15 protein-coding genes and 1 tRNA gene are annotated in these 19,487 nt (G+C 46.7%); 9 read left to right on the top strand and 7 right to left on the bottom strand.

The genetic code is table 11. The features are described 5' to 3' along the window. Positions 1–134: 134 nt before the first annotated feature. Both P2W83_RS04260 and P2W83_RS04255 read left to right on the top strand, forming a co-directional pair. Positions 135–773, top strand: coding sequence for an NUMOD4 domain-containing protein (locus tag P2W83_RS04260; RefSeq protein WP_276132450.1), 639 nt, complete (start codon positions 135–137; stop codon positions 771–773). Positions 774–849: 76 nt separating this feature from the next. Then, positions 850–2,466 (top strand): hypothetical protein, encoded by a 1,617-nt coding sequence (locus P2W83_RS04255; protein WP_276132449.1) that lies wholly within the window; start codon positions 850–852, stop codon positions 2,464–2,466. Positions 2,467–2,547: 81 nt separating this feature from the next. Here P2W83_RS04255 and P2W83_RS04250 read toward each other — a convergent pair whose 3' ends face one another. Together P2W83_RS04250 and P2W83_RS04245 are read right to left on the bottom strand one after the other, a co-directional pair. Next, complete coding sequence (locus tag P2W83_RS04250; RefSeq protein WP_276132448.1) at positions 2,548–3,768, bottom strand: site-specific integrase; 1,221 nt, start codon at positions 3,766–3,768, stop codon at positions 2,548–2,550. Positions 3,769–3,932: 164 nt separating this feature from the next. Then, positions 3,933–4,006: transfer RNA gene (locus P2W83_RS04245), tRNA-Ile, on the bottom strand. Between the two features lie 77 nt (positions 4,007–4,083). Between P2W83_RS04245 and P2W83_RS04240 the strand changes: the two genes are divergently transcribed. Further along, positions 4,084–4,722: an HAD family hydrolase gene (locus P2W83_RS04240; protein WP_276132447.1), complete on the top strand. Its 639-nt coding sequence runs from the start codon at positions 4,084–4,086 to the stop codon at positions 4,720–4,722. A gap of 31 nt (positions 4,723–4,753) precedes the next feature. Here P2W83_RS04240 and P2W83_RS04235 read toward each other — a convergent pair whose 3' ends face one another. The 3 genes from P2W83_RS04235 to P2W83_RS04225 form a co-directional block, all read right to left on the bottom strand. Further along, positions 4,754–6,250, bottom strand: a complete 1,497-nt coding sequence (locus tag P2W83_RS04235) for an autotransporter outer membrane beta-barrel domain-containing protein (RefSeq protein WP_276132446.1) — start codon at positions 6,248–6,250, stop codon at positions 4,754–4,756. Between the two features lie 43 nt (positions 6,251–6,293). After that, a complete protein-coding gene (locus P2W83_RS04230; protein ID WP_276132445.1) occupies positions 6,294–6,809 on the bottom strand; it encodes a T9SS type A sorting domain-containing protein in 516 nt (171 codons plus the stop codon). Positions 6,810–6,966: 157 nt separating this feature from the next. Continuing rightward, positions 6,967–7,200, bottom strand: coding sequence for a hypothetical protein (locus P2W83_RS04225; RefSeq protein WP_276132444.1), 234 nt, complete (start codon positions 7,198–7,200; stop codon positions 6,967–6,969). Positions 7,201–7,354: 154 nt separating this feature from the next. On the opposite strand from P2W83_RS04225, the gene P2W83_RS04220 reads away from it, so the two are divergent. The 3 genes from P2W83_RS04220 (at position 7,355) to infB (ending at position 12,417) form a co-directional block, all read left to right on the top strand. Then, positions 7,355–7,810: a ribosome maturation factor RimP gene (locus P2W83_RS04220; RefSeq protein ID WP_276132443.1), complete on the top strand. Its 456-nt coding sequence runs from the start codon at positions 7,355–7,357 to the stop codon at positions 7,808–7,810. 47 nt (positions 7,811–7,857) lie between these two features. Next, positions 7,858–9,111, top strand: coding sequence for a transcription termination factor NusA (gene nusA, locus P2W83_RS04215; RefSeq protein WP_276132442.1), 1,254 nt, complete (start codon positions 7,858–7,860; stop codon positions 9,109–9,111). A 138-nt stretch (positions 9,112–9,249) separates the two neighbouring features. Further along, complete coding sequence (infB, locus tag P2W83_RS04210) at positions 9,250–12,417, top strand: translation initiation factor IF-2 (RefSeq protein WP_276132441.1); 3,168 nt, start codon at positions 9,250–9,252, stop codon at positions 12,415–12,417. Positions 12,418–12,460: 43 nt separating this feature from the next. Here the strand turns inward: infB and P2W83_RS04205 are convergent, their stop codons facing one another. After that, entirely contained in the window at positions 12,461–13,702 is a 1,242-nt protein-coding gene (locus P2W83_RS04205; protein WP_276132440.1) for a hypothetical protein, read from the bottom strand. Positions 13,703–13,842: 140 nt separating this feature from the next. Between P2W83_RS04205 and prfA the strand changes: the two genes are divergently transcribed. The 3 genes from prfA to P2W83_RS04190 all read left to right on the top strand — a co-directional run bounded on the left by prfA (position 13,843) and on the right by P2W83_RS04190 (position 17,431). Then, complete coding sequence (prfA, locus tag P2W83_RS04200) at positions 13,843–14,928, top strand: peptide chain release factor 1 (protein WP_276132439.1); 1,086 nt, start codon at positions 13,843–13,845, stop codon at positions 14,926–14,928. 68 nt (positions 14,929–14,996) lie between these two features. Further along, positions 14,997–15,959: a Wzz/FepE/Etk N-terminal domain-containing protein gene (locus P2W83_RS04195; protein WP_276132438.1), complete on the top strand. Its 963-nt coding sequence runs from the start codon at positions 14,997–14,999 to the stop codon at positions 15,957–15,959. Beyond that, positions 15,959–17,431 carry an O-antigen ligase family protein gene (locus tag P2W83_RS04190; RefSeq protein WP_276132437.1) on the top strand — a complete coding sequence of 491 codons (1,473 nt, stop codon included), beginning with the start codon at positions 15,959–15,961 and terminating at the stop codon, positions 17,429–17,431. Before P2W83_RS04195 ends, P2W83_RS04190 begins: the two co-directional genes overlap by 1 nt. Here the strand turns inward: P2W83_RS04190 and ispG are convergent. After that, positions 17,421–19,433 (bottom strand): (E)-4-hydroxy-3-methylbut-2-enyl-diphosphate synthase, encoded by a 2,013-nt coding sequence (gene ispG / locus P2W83_RS04185; protein ID WP_276132436.1) that lies wholly within the window; start codon positions 19,431–19,433, stop codon positions 17,421–17,423. The genes P2W83_RS04190 and ispG overlap by 11 nt on opposite strands. Between the last annotated feature and the right edge of the window lie 54 nt (positions 19,434–19,487).

Genomic DNA, 19,487 nt, shown 5'->3' with positions numbered 1-19,487 from the left:
CTAATTATTATATATTTGTATATGCATACTGTTCTGTAAATCATCAATGAACAGAAAATTTCCCATCTAAAAAGGCTTGAAAAGCTGTGGCATTCTTTGTCATAGCAGATTAGTTAACGCCAAAATTCAACAAAATGAATAAGGTGAAGTGGTATCCCATACCAGGATACCGGAATTATCAAGTTAGTGCGTGCGGTAGAGTGCGCAGTATCCCCAGGACAATAACACTGAAAAATGGTGTCACGAGACATATCAAAGGCAGGGAGCTAAAACCCGTAAAGAACAAAGGAGGCTACATGAGGGTGCGCCTTTGCGAGGCTGGATTTACTCGTTGGGAGTACGTTCATAGATTGATAGGGTTTGCAATGTTGCCTAAGCCTAAAGGAGCGACTGTAGTCCATCATAAAAATAATAACAGTTCTGATAACAACGAAAGCAACCTTATGTGGTGTAGTCATGCCCAAAATGTACAGTTTAGTTACGACGATGGTCGTAGTGGCAATAAAGGCGGAACCCATTACAAAGCTGTCGGTGTTATTGACAATGAGCTAGCCCAGTCATTCGCGACGATTGGTGAATGGGCTGAAGCGACTGGACGCAACTACAATACTGCACGCAACATAATATATGGCTACAGCAAGAGAAAAGGAATGGCTGAACCTATAATAATAATGCTAAAAAACAGTAGAGTAGTTTGCATTTATTGGATCTGGAAATGTCCCGAGGTTTTCGACTACTCCAGCAAAATATGCGCCAGTAAGGCATTGCGTTAAATGTTTTCGGCCTAGGCTTCCCGCTGGGGAAGGTCTAGGTTTCGAAAACAATTAGTAAGTATAATGTGAAGTTGTTATGAAACAGGTGAAATTGAATGAAGTGAAGGAGTATATAGAATCATATAAAAGTAGAGCTGTTAAGCGTTCAAATAGGGTCGTGTTTGGTAAGCACTTGGTCAGCCCTAGAATTAGCTCTAAAATACGCAGAATACTCCGGCAAATAAAAAGCAAAGGTGATGTAAAGGCGAGGATTCCAGTCAACCTAGATCTTGATCGACTGATAGAGGCATATCCGCCAGACATCCCGAGGTTTAATAAAGACATGGTACATGTCATCTGTAAAAGTGTATACAGCCAAATGAAGACCCTGGGTGAGGACTTTTGTCATCCCAGGAAGCATGAGCCTTTTTATGTGCCTTTGAATGCGGTGATGTTAAAAAAGCAGATTGGCAACCACTACATGAAAGTGGTAGCCTGGATGATGCAGGTCGGTATTTTACAGTGTGATGGTAGTTACCAGGCAGGTTCAGTCTCCAAAGGTTTTAAGTTTGGCCCAAGCTACAGCTACGAAAGTAGGTGGGTCACAATAACAGATACGATCCTGTTGCGGAAACTAAGGAAAATTGCAGATATGCCTATACCACGGCATTATTGCAAAAGGGTCGTGAACCGGTTGGAAAATGCCCTCCAGGATGGTGGGTTGCAGATTGACGCACCAAAAGCGGAAGCATGGGTGAATGCACGTTATAACGCTTCAATGGCTAAAGCGATGAAAGGAAAAGGAAAGTTGACACCTGAGGAGGTTGAAATTATACGTCAAATCCAGCTCGAAGACATAAAAACCATTGCTAGTGGCAATATAAAGCTAATACAAGACGATTTCGGGCATAGGTTACACACACCACTAACCAGGTTACCAAAGGAACTTCGACCCTTTATCACCTATAAAGGTGAAGAATTAGCAGAAGTAGACATATCAGGCAGTCAGCTACTCATGGCAACCAGGCTACTTGATAAGAGAAACTACCCACTGAGAGGCAATAAAGCCCAACCTGACCTTTCTGAGGTATTTACAGGTAGTTACCTGGAGGTAACGGGAGATAAGAGAAGAGATACTACTATTATGTTTCTCGATTCTCTGCAAAGCCGCTACAGTAAAGGGTTTCAAGAGATGGATTTTGTCAAAGATGCAGCTTCAGGCGAAGTGTATTCCCGTATAGTGGAGGAGCTTGAAAAGATAAGCTATTTTAAGCCAGCCCTAACTGAGAAGGAAAAAAGGGCAAAAGTGAAGAAAACTCTGTTGAAGCAGCTTTTCGCAAGCCCATATTTTCATAAACACAAATGGTTGTACAAGGGTAAAGCTGGCGAAATCTGGAGTCTATTCACCACGATATATCCGGAGTTTGCGGAGCTGACTGACCACATAAAATCCAAGAACCATAAGGATATGTCAATGATATTGCAGCGCATGGAAAGCGTACTAATCATAGGAAGGGTATGCAAGCGCATCCAGGATGAACATCCCGAGGTTTTCATCGCGACCATCCATGATTGTCTGGTAACTACAAAAGCGAATAAAGACTTGGTTCGGAAGATACTGGAAGAGGAGCTTCAGACCTACGTTGGCGTAGCTGGCACCTTCAGTGAAAAGGAATGGAGTATGCCGAAGCCTGTTGAATCACCAGGTTCTTAAAATGAAGTATGAATATGTAGCTCAGGTCTGGAATATCCTTACCTGAGCTACTTTCTGTCTCCATAATGTCTTGCGACGGTGCTATTTCAGCACAGTAGATATCACGTTTCGATTGGCTTCATCAATTTCTTCGTTACTGTAGCTCTCGAGATAGATACCTGTTACTCTGTTACCGTACTCGTGTCCCAACGCTTCCGCGATTATGTCTTTACTGTAGCCAAGCCCCTTCGCTATGTTGGCCCATGTGTACCGAGCGTAGTAGGTGCTTACAGGTATGTTGATATTACACTTCCCTGCCAGCTTCTTCATATGCGAACTACATGTTTTACACGCCTGCAATGTTTCCTTCTTCAGTAGCACGGGATCGGAAGGGTTCTTAATGACTGGCAACAGCAAACCAGTCGCTGTTTGTTTGCCCCGATAGAGCGACAGGATTCGTTCAGCTTCAGGATGCAGGTATATCGAATACAGCTTCCCTGTTTTTCGACGTTTATAAACGATTCTACCAGCCTGAATGTTATCCTCGCTCAATGTGAGCATGTCTGCGAAGTTTATTCCAACAAGGCAGAACGAGAGTAAGAACATGTTCCTCCAGTGCCAGGAAGGAGTACCCACTACCAACCGATATGACGCCATAGCAGCGAATTGTTCAGGGGTAAGCAGCCTGTTGACAGTCTTCTCGCCTTTGATTTTAACCTTATGAAACGGGTAGTGCTTCAGCTCGGTAACATCCTCATTGATTGCATGATTGAAAAGAGCCCTGATCTCTCTTAAATAAGAAGCGACAGAGTTCGGTTTGATGCCTTTGCTGAGGAGGGATGTTTTGAAGTCTTCCAGCACTTTATAAGTTAGCTGTTCAAAATAGTACTGCTTATGTTCCATAAATATGGTTAGCTGATTAATCGCACATCTGTATGCCCTCGCATTTCCAACCCTGCCTGCCATAGTAAGCTTCGTAATGAAGCTATCTGCATAAGTAGGGACTGTTGGACGGGAGTTATCGAGCGAATTTCCAGTAGTACGGATAATATCCGATGGAGTAACGACCCAGGGTAAATCAACAGAGGTAAGTATGGCCTTCTGAACTCGTGATTTTAGGTCGGTCAGGTTGCTGTTGTAATTAACTGCCAGTTTGTGCTTCTTCCTTACCTGCTGCTGCTGCTCATCCCAATATTCTGGGTTAATGAACATAGCCAAGGTCTTTTCTTTGTAATTGCTACCCTGATAGACTCTTAGTTTCAGGGGAGACGTTCCGTCTGGTTTTTGATACCGTTTGTCCAGAATGATTTTGAACGATAACATGCCTTTGAAATTGATTTTAGGCATGGCTGCTGACGCGAACTTGTTACAAGCTATTTACAAGTGCCATAGAGAAAATGGCTTCTTCTGACCACTATTCAACGAAAGTGCCAGAAATAAAAAAGCCCTGAAAGTCAATGCTATCAAGGCTTTTCGTTTTTATTCTGTGGTCCCACATGGACTTGAACCATGGACCCTCTGATTATGAGTCAGATGCTCTAACCAACTGAGCTATAGGACCGGGCTATAAAGCCGAAGGATGGCAAAGGTATTGGATTTTCTGAAAAACGGAAAAACTTCAGCCGTTATTTTTGTAAAATGATCCAAGGCATTAAGCACATCATTTTCGATCTCGGCGGCGTCCTGCTCAACTTAGATTACAACCTTACCGAAAAAGCATTTGTTTCGGGAGGCATTACCGATTTCGGTGAAATATACTCTCAACTGCGTCAAACCCCTGTGTTCGACGATTTTGAGACAGGCCGTATCGGCAAAGACGAATTCATCGATGCGCTGAAAAAGCACTGCGATATGGGCGAAGAAGATATATGTGCCGCCTGGAATGCCATGCTGCTCGACTTCCCGCTACGCAGGCTGCAGTTGCTGCAACAACTTCGTCTGCATTACGACCTGGTGTTGCTTAGTAATACAAACGAGATACATGAAGAAGCTTTTAATGAGATATTGATGCGGAGCCACGGTATACCCAACATCGGTGTGTTTTTCGATAAGGTCTACCTGTCGCACCGCATAGGTGTGCGCAAGCCGTCGGAGGAAGTATTCCAGATGATCCTTGACGATACTGGCTTCAAGCCGGAACATACTTTATTTATAGACGACAGTCCGCAGCATATAGAAGGTGCCAAAGCCCTGGGTATCCAAACCATCTGGCTGGAGAAAGGCATGACCATTGAAGACACTATTTTTCTGCGCAAAGACATAAAAAAAGGGGAGTGATGCACCCCCCTTTTTTTATGAAGTTGTATTATTATTCTTTGCCTGATGCTACGCGGCTAAACGGTATTGACCGCTCGAAAGGCAGGTTATAAAGTTCGGGATGCAGGTAAAAACCTTTTTCATTCGGCGCTTTTTCCACTTCTGCTACAATGCGGTTTTTTTGCGCGAATTTGTCATTGCGGACACCAGTTACCTGCCAGCTGACTTTGACATTAGGTTTGTCTGTTTTTACTTCAAACTTGTTGCCTGCCACCTCTTTTGATATGATAGCCTGTGCAAACTGCCCGATAACGGTTAGCTGGTATTTGAAATCTATATTCTCTACTTCAAAATAAGCAGGTAGACTAACCACGGCGACACCATTGGCATCGGTAGTGATATTCCCGTTATACACATTCATCATATCGGGGCTTTCCACAAAGCTGTGGAAGAGGTATTTATTTGCCGGATCCATGGGGTGATCTATTTGGAACGAACCACCACCTTTTGAAAGCAAGCCACTCACTATCACTTTGCCTGAGAAAACACCGGCATACCCACTGCTCGAAATGCCCCAGATGCCATATGCGGACGCGCCGTTATTTGATTCTCCTATAACCGCGTTGCCGTTGGTGCCGGTAGTTACACCCCGAATGGCTGCTTTGGAAGAGCCCGAAACAGTAGTTGAATTTATGCCATTTGCATCTGCGGTGGTATTCACTTGCAACACGTCAGAAGCGTTGCTGCTACTGAAGCTTTCGAACCTGCCGGCAGTGCCCGAAGTGCTCGTGCCCCAGACCCCTGTACCGGAACTAGAATTACCAAATACCCCGAACCCGGCGTTGGTGGCGTTACCGTAAACGCCCGCCCCGTCGGGGGTTGTTCCGTACACGCCCCAGCCGCTACCTGCCTGCGACCCATACACGCCAATGCCGAGACCGCCGGTGCCATTGTTAATGCCTCTTACTGCACTTGAAAATCCACCGGGTGAAGTGCTGTTAACAACACCCCTTACTGCGAAAGCATTGGCTGCAGTGCTGTTATTGATCCCTTCAATAGCGGGCCCCGCATCATTGTTCTGAATGGCAAACAAGGAGCCTGCATTCGACATGCTGTCGTAATAGGGAAGCATCAATGCGGCATGGCTTGCGTAGGCGGCAAAAGGTACGCTTAGCAGTTGTTTTGTGCCCAGGTCGGTATAGGTGGTACCGCCCGCGGGGTCCATTTCTATTTTTATGTATTTATCGGCTTTATCCCAGGGGATGGTGTTGATATCGCCGCTGGCGATCGTACCACCTCCAATGGCAACGGTATATAACCCGAAAGCGTTGGTCATTGGTGTATGTGTTTCGCTATACAATACCGGGCCCGTAGCATTGGAATCAAGTATGCTGATGCGCAAACCCAATGTCTGATTGGCAATTGCGCCACCGGAGGCATTCCGGGCTATTCCCTGGTAATTGAATTTCATTGGCGGCTGTGCAACCGAACTGCTTTGAAAAAGCATTATTGCAAAAAAAGCAATAATAAATACGGTGTTTTTTTTCATAAAATTTGTCTTGATGGTGAGTAAATGTTTTCATTAATCAGGTTTAATGGAGCTTTTCTATTTTGAAGCTCGATCTATGATCTGTACTATTGGCCGGAGCCTGGAAGCTGACACTAAGAACATAGTGGCCGGCTGCCAGCGAATGAAGATCAAGCTCCTGTTTTTCGTTGCCGGTTTTTAGAGTAAAGGTTCCACGGAGAATGCTTTTCCCTGAGGCGTCAGCAAGGGTATATTGAAGCTGGCCTCCGTTTTGGAATTGTGGCTCCAGGGTCAGGACATCGTGGGTAGGATTGGGGTACACGAGCAACTGTTGTATGGATGCGTCCACCTTGTCAATGCCGGTAGCGAAAGGTGCAGGTTGCAGCACGCCTTGTGTTACTACCAGGTTGGAGGACACGAAACTATTCACAAGCGTCATTTCGCCAACTGACCATTCATGAACGTCGCTGCCAATGATGGTGGCATCCCCGGCGGCGTTTATAATAGAAGGACCGATGGTCTGTGACCTCGCCAAACCTGCTAAGGGTAAAAGCAGAATTAGCAATACTGATTTTTTCATGAGAAGGAAGTTTAGTTGATCAAAAATATAGACACTTTTTCAAATGTTATAAAAAATAGATGCAACTGATGTGTTAATGCATGCCAACTTAAATTAGAATAAAAAAGCACCGGATATCCGGTGCTTTGAGTTAAGTTGATATGTATGTGTTAATGTGTTATTTCACTTCCTCATATTCTATATAATCGCCATCTACCTGTTTAGGCGCTTTAGATGCCTGCTTTGGCTGGGCGTTAGCATTAGCCTGGCGTTGCATGTCTTCCATTTGCTTTTGCAGCTGCGCCAGTTTGTCGTTAGCTGCTTTTGTAACTATGACGGGGAACAGGAACCGCATTACAAATCGAAGTACCAGCGAGATAATGATAGACCAGAAGATGAACCTAAATATCATAGTGGGGTCAAAGGTACTAAATCGGTTATTGGTACCCGTTAATGAAATTATAATTATGTTTTGCTGAATTTTGGCTGGAAAGAAGGGAAATCCTATATTTGCACTGGAAATAAACAGAAAGAAGGGGACTCGATAGTCCCCTTGTTTTTTATCTATGAGTGAAATAATTGACAAGATCAGGCAACTGACCGAACCACTTTTGGAAGGTAGCGATATGTTTATCATTAATATAAAGATTAAGCCGATAAATAATATCAAACTTTACCTCGACTCAGATAGTGGCCTTTCGATCAGCAAAAGTGCCGAAATAAACCGCAAATTGTACCACATAATAGAGGAGCAGCAAATGTTCCCTGACGGTGATTTTTCGCTCGAAGTATCCAGCCCGGGTGTTGACGAGCCACTTTTGCAGGAAAGGCAATATAAAAAGAACATTGGTCGCACCTTGCTGGTTACGCCTGTTGAAGGCGCCGATCAACTGGGGGTGCTGAAGGAAGTACGGGAAGACAAGATCTTGCTCGAAGTGAAAGTGGGCAAGAAAAAAGAGATCCAAATGGTGGAAATACCATTTGCAACAATAAAGAAAACAGTAGTTCAAGTAATTTTTTAATCTAAAATCCCGGCCATGGCTGGCAGGGGGCATAAAAGCGAAGAACCATGTCAAGTATCAATCTTATTGATTCGTTCCAGGAGTTTAAAGACGCCGAGAATATTGACCGGCCCACCTTGATGAAGGTTATTGAAGACGTATTCAAAACCTTACTCCGTAAAAAGTACGGAACTGACGAAAACTTCGACGTTATCGTAAACGACCAGACAGGTGACCTTGAGATATTCCGTCGCCGCGAGATCGTGGAAGATGAGAATATTGAAGACGAGAACCTGCAGATACCATTGTCAGAGGCAGTAAAAATTGAACCTGACTATAGCGTTGGCGAAGAGGTGTATGAGGAGATGGATGTACGTGACTTCGGTCGTCGCGCTATATTGGCCGCCAAGCAAACACTGGCTGCCCGTATCGGTGACCTGAAAAAGAACAACCTGCTGAAAAAATATGCCGACCGTATTGGTGAGATCATCAGCGGCGAGGTATACCAAATATGGAAAAAAGAAATACTGCTGCTGGATGACGAAGGCAACGAACTGATCCTGCCTAAGTCAGAACAGATACCTACCGACTTCTTCAAAAAAGGCGAATCGGTACGCGCAGTGGTAAAGAAAGTGGAGATGCGTAACAATACACCGATCATCGTATTGAGCCGTACCCATCCTTCTTTCCTGGAAAAACTGCTGGAGATCGAAGTGCCAGAAATCATGGATGGTCTTATCGTTATCCGTAAGATCGTTCGCGAACCGGGTGAGCGTGCAAAAGTGGCTGTAGAAAGCTACGACGACCGTATCGATCCGGTGGGCGCTTGCGTAGGTATGAAAGGTAGCCGTATCCACGGTATCGTTCGTGAGCTTCGCAACGAGAATATTGACATTATCAACTTCACTGCCAACCAGCAGCTGCTGATACAACGTTCACTGACCCCTGCGCGCATCAACCGCATGGATATGGATAATGAAGGTGCACATGCTGACGTATACCTTGATCCTGACCAGGTGTCACTGGCTATTGGTAAAAAAGGTGTCAACATCAAACTGGCACAAGAACTTACCAGCTTTAGCATTGACGTTTACCGCGATGTACAGGAACAAGAAGTTGAATATGATATCGATCTGGACGAATTCTCAGATGAGATCGAAGGCTGGATAATTGATGAGTTCAAGAAGATCGGTTGCGATACTGCACTGAGTGTTCTGGAACTGTCGGTTGAAGAGCTGGTTCGCCGTACAGATCTTGAAGAAGAAACAATACGTGACGTGCAGAAGGTACTGCAGGCAGAGTTTCAGAATGAGTCTGAATAACTGCTGAGTGCAGGACAAACAAGGCTAAAGAATAGCTTGGATTAAGGCTTTATCAGCGAAAAAAACGTAGGTTTGTGAGCTCGGAAAAAGGCTTTTAGAAGTAGATTTTAGCGAATATTATTTGAGTTAAAACAACGAATGGCAACAGCAACAAAAACACCAAGATTACTGGCGGCAGCCAAAGAATTTAACATCGGTAAGGAGACTCTCGTGGAGTTTCTTACAAGTAAGGGCTTTGAGATCAACGCAAGTAATCCGAATACAAAGCTCACTGAGGTAATGTACGACGCTTTGCAGGCTGAATTTGCGCAAGACAAAGCAGCCAAACGCAAGAGCGAAGAGATAGCTTTACCTAAAGGCTCATTGCTGGATAGCCTGAAGAAGAATAAAGAAGACCTTGACCTGAAGGCTAAGAAAGAAGAGCCTGAGGCACCCAAGGTAGAGAAGAAGAAAGAAGAAAAGCCGAAAGAGGTAGAAAAGCCAAAAGAAGCTGAAAAGCCGAAAGAGGTAGAAGCGCCGAAACCTGCACCGGTTAAGGAAGAAGAAGCGGCTCCTGTTGCTGAAGCTGCGCCGGTGGTGGAAGAAAAGCCAAAAGTAGTTGTTGAGAAAAAAGAAACGCCTGCCGAACCTGAGCCACAGGAAGAGGCTGAACAACATATTGAAGTAAAAGCGCCAAAGCTGGAAGGACCAAACATCCTGGGTAAGATCAACCTGGATGAAATGAACCTTTCATCAAGGCCAAAGAAAGGTGCAGCTAAGAAGAAGACAGAAAAAGCAGAAGAAGCGCCTGAAGAAACGCCAGCTCCTGCGCCGGCACCAACTCCAGTGGCAGAAGTAGAAGATACTGAAGCTAAAAAGAAGAAGGCACCGAAAAAACAGGAAGAAGAAACAGCGTTGCCTGCACCCCAACCACCAGTGGCTGAACAGCCTGCTCCTCAACCACCAGTGCAGCCAGCTGCGCCAGTGGAAGACGACAAACCGGAGCACATCGAGATGAAAGCTCCGAAACTGGAAGGTCCAAAGATCATTGGTAAAATAGAGCTGCCAGTAGCTGAGAGTAAAGGCGACAGCAAAGAAAAACGTAATCGTAAACGCATACCTGTACAAAAGAAACCTGAGTCATTCCGTCCCGACCAGCAAGGTCAGGGTGGTGGGCAAGGCCAGGGACAAGGTGGCGGCGGCTACCAGGGCCAGCGCGGCGGACAAGGACAAGGTGGCGGTGGCTACCAGGGCCAGCGTGGCGGACAAGGTGGCGGTGGCTACCAGGGCCGTCCGGGTCAGGGTGGTGGCGGTTACCAGCGTGGTGGTGGCCAGGGCGGACAACGTGGTCCAGGCCAGGGCGGCGACCGCAGAGGCGGACAACGTTTTGGACAACCGGCTCCTACGCCACAACAACAGGAGATCGACGCTAAAGCAATACAGGATAAAATAAGGCAAACACAAGCCAAGCTGGCTGGTAATACCCGCGGCAAGAGCTCGAAGTCTAAATACCGTCGTAACAAACGCGATGAGATGGCTGAAAAGCGTATGGCGGCCGAGCAGTCTGAACAGGGTAACGTGATACAGGTTACTGAGTTTATCTCGGTGGCCGAGCTCGCTAGCCTGCTGGATGTAAGTTTTGCCGAAGTTATCAGCAAGTGTATGAGCCTTGGCATCATGGTATCTATCAACCAACGCCTTGATGCGGAAGTGATCGAGCTTGTATCAAGCGAGTTCGGTTACGATGTGGAATTCATTAACCTGGAACAGGAAGCAGATATAGAAGAGGAGGAAGAGGACAATCCGGAAGATCTTATACCTCGTGCGCCAATCGTTACCATCATGGGTCACGTTGATCACGGTAAAACATCTTTGCTTGACTATATCCGTAGCGCGAATGTAGTAGCCGGTGAGGCGGGTGGTATCACCCAGCACATAGGCGCTTACCGTGTGGTTACCAGCACTGGCAAGCAGATCACCTTCCTCGATACCCCAGGTCACGAAGCGTTTACCGCGATGCGTGCACGTGGTGCCAAGGTAGCCGACGTAGCGGTGATAGTGGTAGCGGCCGACGATGCGATCATGCCTCAGACGAAAGAAGCTATATCGCACGCACAGGCGGCTAGCCTGCCGATGATCTTTGCGATCAACAAAATAGATAAAGAAGGTGCAAATCCTGAAAAGATAAAAGAACAGCTGGCGGGCATGAACATCCTGGTTGAAGACTGGGGTGGTAAATTCCAAAGCCAGGAGATATCTGCGAAGAAAGGTCTGAATATAGACCTGCTGCTCGAAAAGATAGGTCTTGAGGCCGAACTGCTGGAACTGAAAGCAAACCCTGAGCGCGATGCTACGGGTAGCGTGATCGAAGCCTCCCTGGATAAAGGCCGCGGTTACCAGGCAACCATACTGGTACAAAACGGTACACTGGAACAAGGCGACATGATCGTGTGCGGACAGTACTACGGTAAGATCAAAGCGATGTTCAACGAACGCGGCCAACGTGTCGACAAAGCAGGTCCTTCTGCACCGGTACAGGTGCTGGGTCTGAATGGCGCTCCGCAAGCTGGTGAGAAATTCAAGGTTTACGAAGACGAAGACGAAGCAAAAGAAGTGGCTAACCACCGTGCACAGATCATGCGTGAGCAAGGTATCCGTACACGTAAACACATCACGCTCGATGAGATCGGTCGTCGTCTGGCTCTGGGTAACTTCAAGGAACTGGGTATCATCATCAAGGGTGACTTCGATGGTTCGGTAGAAGCCCTGAGTGACTCGTTGCAGAAACTTTCTACCGAAGAGGTAGCAGTGAATGTGGTACACAAAGGTGTGGGCCAGATCACAGAAAGCGACGTATTGCTGGCAACAGCTTCGGATGCCATCATCATCGGTTTCCAGGTGCGTCCTTCGATGCAAGCTGCAAGGCTGGCAGAACAGGAGAACATCGAGATCCGTACTTACTCAATCATCTACGATGCTATCGAAGAGATCAAGAGCGCGATGGAAGGTCTGTTGGAGCCGAAGATCGAGAAGAAAACTGTTTGCCATATCGAAGTGCGCGAAGTGTTCAAGATCACGGGCGTGGGTACGATCGCAGGTTGTTACGTACTCGATGGAAAGATCAACCGCAATACAAAGGTCAACCTGGTACGCGATGGTATCGTAGTATACACAGGCGAGTTGGCATCACTGAAACGTTTCAAAGACGACGTGAAAGAAGTGAGCGCAGGTTACGAGTGCGGTCTGAGCATCAAGAACTACAACGATATTCGCATGAGCGACATCATCGAAGGTTTCGAAGAAGTGGAAGTGAAGAGAACTTTATAATAACTGGACTTAATTATAATAAGCCTGCCGGAAACGGCAGGCTTTATTTTTTACCTGCCAGCATGATCCTTCCACACAGTAAGCCCGATATCATCAACAACGGGAAGTAATAATAAGTGTACGTAAGCACGCCAAACATGAAGAAGAATAATAGAAACACATACAGCATGGGCAAGCTTATATCATAGATGTCCAGCTTATGTTTCCATTTTTTATGAAGTACTAGTCCGGTTATCACGAGCCCGATCATAAGTAATGCCTGCAGAATGCGTGCCTGGAACACTCGGTGCTCCATATCTCCGCTAAAGATGCTGCGCAGGTATTCGCCGAAATAAATTCCCGACACGAAGGTGGCTGAAAAAGGCGGGTTGCCAAATCCAACCCATTCGCCAACAGCGCACTCATTATGGTAAGTGAGGCCATTTACCAGTATTTTAGGGTCTTTGGCGTAAAATGGAATGATGTAAACGAACACGATCGACAGCAGTATGCTGAGCCAGACAATTAGGTTCTTTTTGATCGGCGCGTTCATCAACAGCAACAGCAGGAAAAGCGGCAACCAGAACACCATTGTGTATCGCGACAGCAGGCAAAGTATGATGCCGATGGTGGTAATAACGAGGTTTTTACTGTTGAGTCCCACGGCTAGCACCAGGTAATAGGCAGCAATGGTTGTTTCGTAAGATACGCCCAGGTCAAAGCGTCCCCATACCAGGAAGGCCCATACAACCACAGAGGGCAATAATACGACCAATACCTTTTTTACTACACTGTTGTTATATCCCCATGCGCTCCAACCATAAACACCTCCAGCCAACACCATCAAAAACACGCCCGCCCAGCGCACGTCTATATTTAGCGCATAAGTGATCCACAGAGGCAGCCAGTGCATAGGCATGTACACTGGATAAGGATACCAGAGGAACTGCTGCAAGGTCTTATAGGGAAATTCGCCCCGGGCAAATCTTGTGTATAGCGCATCTATCTGCGGTATCACATCCGACCAATGGGCCGGGTCGGGTAGATCCCAGAACAGTCGGCGAAGCCCCCAGAAGCAAACCAGGAAAGAGAGCATGCCCAGTGCAATGCCAGTCCAGCGCAGCCGCGATGGCTGCCCGATCTGCTGTGGGGTTGATAAATGTATTCTGAAGAAATATATGGGTATGGCCAGCGATACTGCAAATAGCACAAAAGGATTCTCGGCTCTACCAAATAAGTATTCGCCTTCCAGTACCAGGTATGTTTGAGCAAAGAACAGCCCCAGGGCTGCAATATTTTTCAACATTCGGCAATGATATTGAATAAAATAAGGTTTTGGGCGTTAATCTCTTATTATTCTGTGATTTTACAGGATGCCACTTATGATTCCGCGGGATAATCTTTAACTTCGCACACCCGTAATTTGGGCCAAATTATTTCAATTTAATGAGTTCTGTAATAGAAAAGCTGGAAGCGATAAAAGCGAGATTCGACGACATGGGCATTGCGCTCACCAACCCGGAGATCGTGAACGATAACAAAAAGTTCTCGCAGATCAGCCGTGAATACCGCAAGCTAGAAAGCATTGTTGACGTGTACAAAAAGTACAGGACAGCAATTGAGAATATAGAATTCGCCAAAGAGGTGTTGGCAACTGAGAGTGACGAAGACTTGCGCAGCATGGCCAAAGATGATATGGAAGACCTGGAGCAGGAGAAGGAAAAGCTGGAAGGTGAGCTAAAGCAACTGCTCATACCTAAAGATCCACAAGATGAGAAGAATGCAATCCTCGAGATACGTGCCGGTACCGGCGGTGACGAAGCAAGCCTTTTTGCCGGTGAGCTGATGCGTATGTACCTGCGCTATTGCGAACGCAGGGGCTGGAAGGTATCAGTCCTTACCGAAACAGAGGGCACCGTTGGTGGCTATAAAGAGGTGCAACTGGAAGTGTTAGGTGAAGATGTTTATGGTACGTTGAAATTTGAGAGCGGTGTACACCGCGTACAACGTGTGCCAGCAACTGAAGCCAGTGGCCGTGTGCACACTTCGGCTGCAACAGTAGCTGTAATGCCTGAAGCCGAAGAGATCGACTTTGAACTGAAAGAAAGCGACCTGAAAATGGAAACCGCACGAAGCGGTGGTGCGGGTGGACAGAACGTGAACAAAGTGGAAACCAAAGTTATCCTGACCCACGTGCCAACAGGTACAGTGATCACCTGCCAGACAGAACGTACGCAGTTGGGCAACCGCGAAAAGGCCACGGCTATGATGCGTTCTAAGTTATATGAAGAGCAAGTGCGCAAGCAGGAAGAAGAAATATCGCGTCGCAGGAAAAGCCTTGTAAGCACCGGCGACAGGTCGGCCAAGATACGTACCTATAACTATCCGCAGGGACGTGTTACAGATCACCGCATCAACCTCACCATGTACAACCTTGACGACTTTATGAACGGCAATATCCAGGAGACGATAGAAGCGCTGCAATTTGCGGAGAACGCAGAGAAAATGCAGGCAGGGGAGACAGTGATATAGGATTTTGGCCCGCTTTGTGCAGGTAAAATAGCTAAGTTTAAATCTTTAAAACACACATAACAGAAACAATGACTACCCCTCGTTTCGACCTGGTGGACATCACGCAAACGATCAGGCAGCGCCGTAAGTTCATTCTTATCGTTACCTTTCTTACCGTCCTCGTTGGTGTCCTGTTCACCTTTGTACGCAAAAACAAATACAAGGCTGAAGCAGAGTTCTTCCTGTCGAACCCACTGTATGCAGATAGGAACTATCTTTTCCGCTCGCACGATATGCACTTTGTTGACTTCTTTGCGGGTGATGATGATATAGATAAGATCATCGTTACTGCAGAATCTGACCTGGTGCGCGATAAGGTGATCCAAAACCTGAATCTCGCTGCTGCCTACAACATCAATATGAACGATGCAGGCGATCGCGGAAAGCTGAAAGGCATGTACGAAAAACGTTTCAAGATCAAACGTTCTGAGTACAGGCACCTGATGCTGCAGTACACAGATACAGATCCTAAGCGTGCTGCCGACATCCTGAATGAGCACATTCGTGTGACGGAAGAAACGTACCGCCAGTATTATAACACCATCAAGGGTTACGCTTACAATTCTATCCAGGATAAGATCAACGAAATGGACAGTTCCATTTCTGCTTTGACTGATACTCTCGGTGGCCTGAGAGACAAGTACCACATCTATGATATTGTTAGCCCAACGCGTGCCACTGTTGGCGGCAGCGTAGGTGGCGCGTCAAACGGCTTTGGTGTAGAGCAGGTGCAAAATATCTCTTCTATCAAAGATCAACTGGTAATAGACCGTGCTAAATACGTGAGCCTGCTGAACGAGTTCTCTACCGGTACCAAAGATGGCGAGATCAAATTTATACAGGTAACCAACGCAGCCACTCCACCTACCGATCCTGAGGGACTCGGCCTGATATTGACGGTTATTGGTTGTGCATTGCTTGGCTTCTTCTTTGCCACTCTGTACATATTGCTGATGACCTATTACAGGATATTAATTTCTGTACAGCGCTAATGCAGCCACAAGGTATTCAACTGAATAAATGGGAAAAGGGTATCGGCATCGGCATACTGCTGATGCTGGTAGCTCTTGCCAGCTTTTTGAGTGAACCACTGTTGCTGGTTACGCCATTTGTGTTCCTGTTCGTATTGATGACAGGACTCAACTGGAAGCTGGCTTTCTGGTTCCTTTTGTTCAGTATACCGGGTTCTATCGAGCTTAACTTTCTGGGTGATACTCTTTCTACTTCTGTGCCCGATGAGCCGATCATGTGGCTCTTGCTGTTAGTGTTCATGATACTCTGGGCAAAGCAGCCTAATATACTGCCTGCCTGGTGGTGGAAGAATCCGATCGTAATGATCGTAGTGCTGCAATATCTCTGGATGATCGTCTGTGTGATCTACTCAAAAGAGACCATGCTTTCGGTGAAATTCATGGCCGCCAAAACATGGTTCCTTGTTTCGTTCTTCGTACTGCCGGTATTTATTTTCAAAGAGAAAAAAGACTTCAAGAAAGCTTTTATAGTATTGCTGGTACCACTGTTCATTACAATGGTCATCATCCTTATCAGGCATGCTATGCTGGGTTTCTCCTTCCGTAAGATCGAGAAAGCAATCTCTGAGATATATACCAACCACGTTGACTACTCAACGATACTGTCAATGGTGTTCTGCTTATTGTGGATCGCCTTCCCGCTGACACGCGGTACCACCTGGCTGATGCGCCTTACGGTACTATTCCTGATCATTTTCTTCCTGCCCGTACTCTACCTGACCTTTGCCCGCGCGGCTATGGTGGCGGTTGTGTTCGCTATAGGTATTAGTATTATGGTGAGGCTGCGCCTGGTGAATATTGTTATGCCGTTGTTTTATGGCTGCCTGGCAGTATTGATGGTATTTGTGGTGCGCGATAATCACTTCCTCAATTTCCGTCCCAACTTCCAGAAGACCTTCATGCACAACAAATTTGAAGACCACATCATCGCCACCATCCAGGGCCGCGATATGTCTTCAATGGAACGTGTGTATCGCTGGATAGCTGCGGTGCGTATGAGTAAGGAAGAACCGGTGACAGGTTACGGACCTAACGCATTCTATTATTACTACAAGCCTTACGCGGTTTCTTCATTCAAAACTTATGTGAGCCGTAACGACGAACATTCTACCACGCACAACTACTATCTGTACATGTTGGTGGAACAGGGGTATCCGGGTATGATACTCTACGCCATTTTTGTGGTGGTGGTGTTTGCGGTAGGACAGCGAACGTATCACCGCTTCAAAGACCGGTTCTATAAAAAGGTAACGCTGGGCCTTATCATGATGTTTGCAGCAGGCTTCATCAACAACTTTTTCTCAGAGCTGCTGGAAAGCCACAAGGTGGGCACTGTCTTCTATCTAGGAATCGCCCTGCTTGTGATTCTCGACCACAAGAGCCGACAACTTGAACAGGGCATCGATGAAGAGCAGGCTGTAATTAAGCCATAACAGCAGGTGGTTCTACCCACGCGTCGTTCTCTTTCAGCAATTCTATCAGTTCGTTCACAGCTATCTCGCTGGGCACGTTACGTTTCACCACTTCCTTGCCTTTGTATAACGTGATCTTACCAGGTCCGCTGCCGACATAACCAAAGTCAGCGTCAGCCATTTCGCCGGGACCATTCACGATGCAACCCATGATCGCGATCTTCACACCTTTCAGGTGGTTGGTAGCGTTGCGAATTTTTGAAGTAGTTTCCTGCAAGTCGAATAGCGTACGTCCACAACTAGGACAGCTGATGTATTCTGTCTTGCTGATGCGCGTACGGGTTGCCTGCAGAATAGAGAATGCAGTATTATTCAGGAACTGGTGGTTGTTCTTTACTTCGAGGTAAGTGCGGCCGGTGATCTTTTCATTGCTCACGTGCTGTGTATGATTCCATAACCAACCGCCATCACCAAAGCCATCCAGCAATAATCCGCCAGAGTTGGTAGCGAAATCTATCAGCTGTTCATCAAGCGTCTTATTGCGGTTCTCTACGCAAAATACAACAGGGCATTTCACACCGCGTTGCATAAGCTCTATCATAAACCTGCGAATAGAAGGCATAGTGTGTGTATTGGTGCTTTCTACGCACAAAACAAGGTTGTTGTTTTGTTGCGTTTTAGCGACTAATGCATCTATGTCTTTCCAGTGTTGGTGCGCATCTATAACTACAAAATGCAGTCCTTTAACATCCGTGGTATTCAGGTATTCTTCGAGTTGGAAGACCGGATGGTATTTTGTTTTGTCTTCCGCACCTTGCCATGCTTGAGCGTCGCACAACACTTGCAACGTACCGGGTAGTGCAAAATCCAGCAATCGATTGCCTGTGTATACATAATCCGCCGCGGCATCACCGATGTTCCATTTATCGCTGGCTATATCATAACGGTAACCGATAGCTTCCAGCGACGTTGCCGTAATCGTTTCTTCCTCTTTATAATCGGCTACAACAATAGGCACATTATGTCCGCCTATTTTATCAACTGCTACTGTTTCACGGCGCTTGTAGCTGAATGGGCTATAAGGCAGTTGTATTTTTTCTTGCTCAGTCAACTCAGCTACCGGTTGATGTTGCGCTCGGTCAGCATAACGACTTACGATGTCGCGGCATACAGGTATCTCGAATTCAGGATCCTCAGTTAACGATACCCTGATGGTATCGCCAATGCCGTCTTCCAGCAAAGTGCCAATGCCTATCGCGCTCTTGATACGACCATCTTCACCATCGCCTGCCTCTGTTACGCCAAGGTGCAACGGGTAACATTCGCCAAACTCTTCATCCATTTTTTGGATAAGCAGTCGATAAGCTTGCACCATCACCTGTGGGTTACTCGATTTCATACTAAGTATGATCTGGTGGTAGCTTTCGCCTCGTGCTATGCGAAGGAATTCCATAGCGCTTTCCACCATGCCGATCGGAGTGTCGCCATAACGGCTCATGATGCGGTCGCTCAGCGAACCGTGGTTGGTACCAATTCGCATTGCCGTACCGTATTCCTTACAGATGCGCACCAGCGGGGTAAATCGTTCGTGGATGCGCTCGATCTCAGCATTGTATTCCGAATCGGTATAATCTATCAGGTCAAATTTCTTCTTGTCAACGTAATTACCCGGATTCACGCGCACTTTTTCAATAATGCGTGCGGCTATCTCTGCAGCGTTGGGTGTAAAGTGGATATCAGCCACCAGTGGGGTGGTATAGCCCATTGCCCGCAACTGGTTTTTAATGTGCAGCAGGTTTTCCGCCTCTTTTTTGCTAGGTGCTGTAATACGGACGAGCTCTGCTCCCGCCTCTATACAGCGCACACACTGGGCCACCGTGGCTTCCGTGTCCATCGTGTCGGTGGTGGTCATGGTCTGTATGCGGATGGGGTTACCGTTGCCAAGTAACAGGTCGCCAATTTTCACTTCGCGGGTCTGAAGCCGGCGGTAGTCAGTAAGAGAGGGGCAATATTGCTGCAGCATAATGCTTTGGAATGCAGGGCAAATTTAGGCTAATACTGCCATGTAAAAATGTGA

Origin of the sequence: Polluticoccus soli (genome assembly GCF_029269745.1) — a bacterium.
Classification (GTDB): Bacteria; Bacteroidota; Bacteroidia; order Chitinophagales; family Chitinophagaceae; genus Polluticoccus; species Polluticoccus soli.
The sequence above is the reverse complement of the archived record's forward strand: the minus strand, read 5'-3'. Positions and strand labels throughout refer to the sequence as shown.

What these genes read in the sequence shown, in the direction of transcription:
- nusA (WP_276132442.1), top strand. Translation starts at nt 7,858, where the DNA reads ATGTCAAGTATCAATCTTATTGATTCGTTCCAGGAGTTTAAAGACGCC.
- P2W83_RS04225 (WP_276132444.1), bottom strand. Translation starts at nt 7,200, where the DNA reads ATGATATTTAGGTTCATCTTCTGGTCTATCATTATCTCGCTGGTACTT.
- ispG (WP_276132436.1), bottom strand. Translation starts at nt 19,433, where the DNA reads ATGCTGCAGCAATATTGCCCCTCTCTTACTGACTACCGCCGGCTTCAG.
- P2W83_RS04260 (WP_276132450.1), top strand. Translation starts at nt 135, where the DNA reads ATGAATAAGGTGAAGTGGTATCCCATACCAGGATACCGGAATTATCAA.
- P2W83_RS04235 (WP_276132446.1), bottom strand. Translation starts at nt 6,250, where the DNA reads ATGAAAAAAAACACCGTATTTATTATTGCTTTTTTTGCAATAATGCTT.
- P2W83_RS04205 (WP_276132440.1), bottom strand. Translation starts at nt 13,702, where the DNA reads ATGTTGAAAAATATTGCAGCCCTGGGGCTGTTCTTTGCTCAAACATAC.
- P2W83_RS04220 (WP_276132443.1), top strand. Translation starts at nt 7,355, where the DNA reads ATGAGTGAAATAATTGACAAGATCAGGCAACTGACCGAACCACTTTTG.
- P2W83_RS04195 (WP_276132438.1), top strand. Translation starts at nt 14,997, where the DNA reads ATGACTACCCCTCGTTTCGACCTGGTGGACATCACGCAAACGATCAGG.
- prfA (WP_276132439.1), top strand. Translation starts at nt 13,843, where the DNA reads ATGAGTTCTGTAATAGAAAAGCTGGAAGCGATAAAAGCGAGATTCGAC.
- P2W83_RS04190 (WP_276132437.1), top strand. Translation starts at nt 15,959, where the DNA reads ATGCAGCCACAAGGTATTCAACTGAATAAATGGGAAAAGGGTATCGGC.
- infB (WP_276132441.1), top strand. Translation starts at nt 9,250, where the DNA reads ATGGCAACAGCAACAAAAACACCAAGATTACTGGCGGCAGCCAAAGAA.
- P2W83_RS04255 (WP_276132449.1), top strand. Translation starts at nt 850, where the DNA reads ATGAAACAGGTGAAATTGAATGAAGTGAAGGAGTATATAGAATCATAT.
- P2W83_RS04250 (WP_276132448.1), bottom strand. Translation starts at nt 3,768, where the DNA reads ATGTTATCGTTCAAAATCATTCTGGACAAACGGTATCAAAAACCAGAC.
- P2W83_RS04230 (WP_276132445.1), bottom strand. Translation starts at nt 6,809, where the DNA reads ATGAAAAAATCAGTATTGCTAATTCTGCTTTTACCCTTAGCAGGTTTG.
- P2W83_RS04240 (WP_276132447.1), top strand. Translation starts at nt 4,084, where the DNA reads ATGATCCAAGGCATTAAGCACATCATTTTCGATCTCGGCGGCGTCCTG.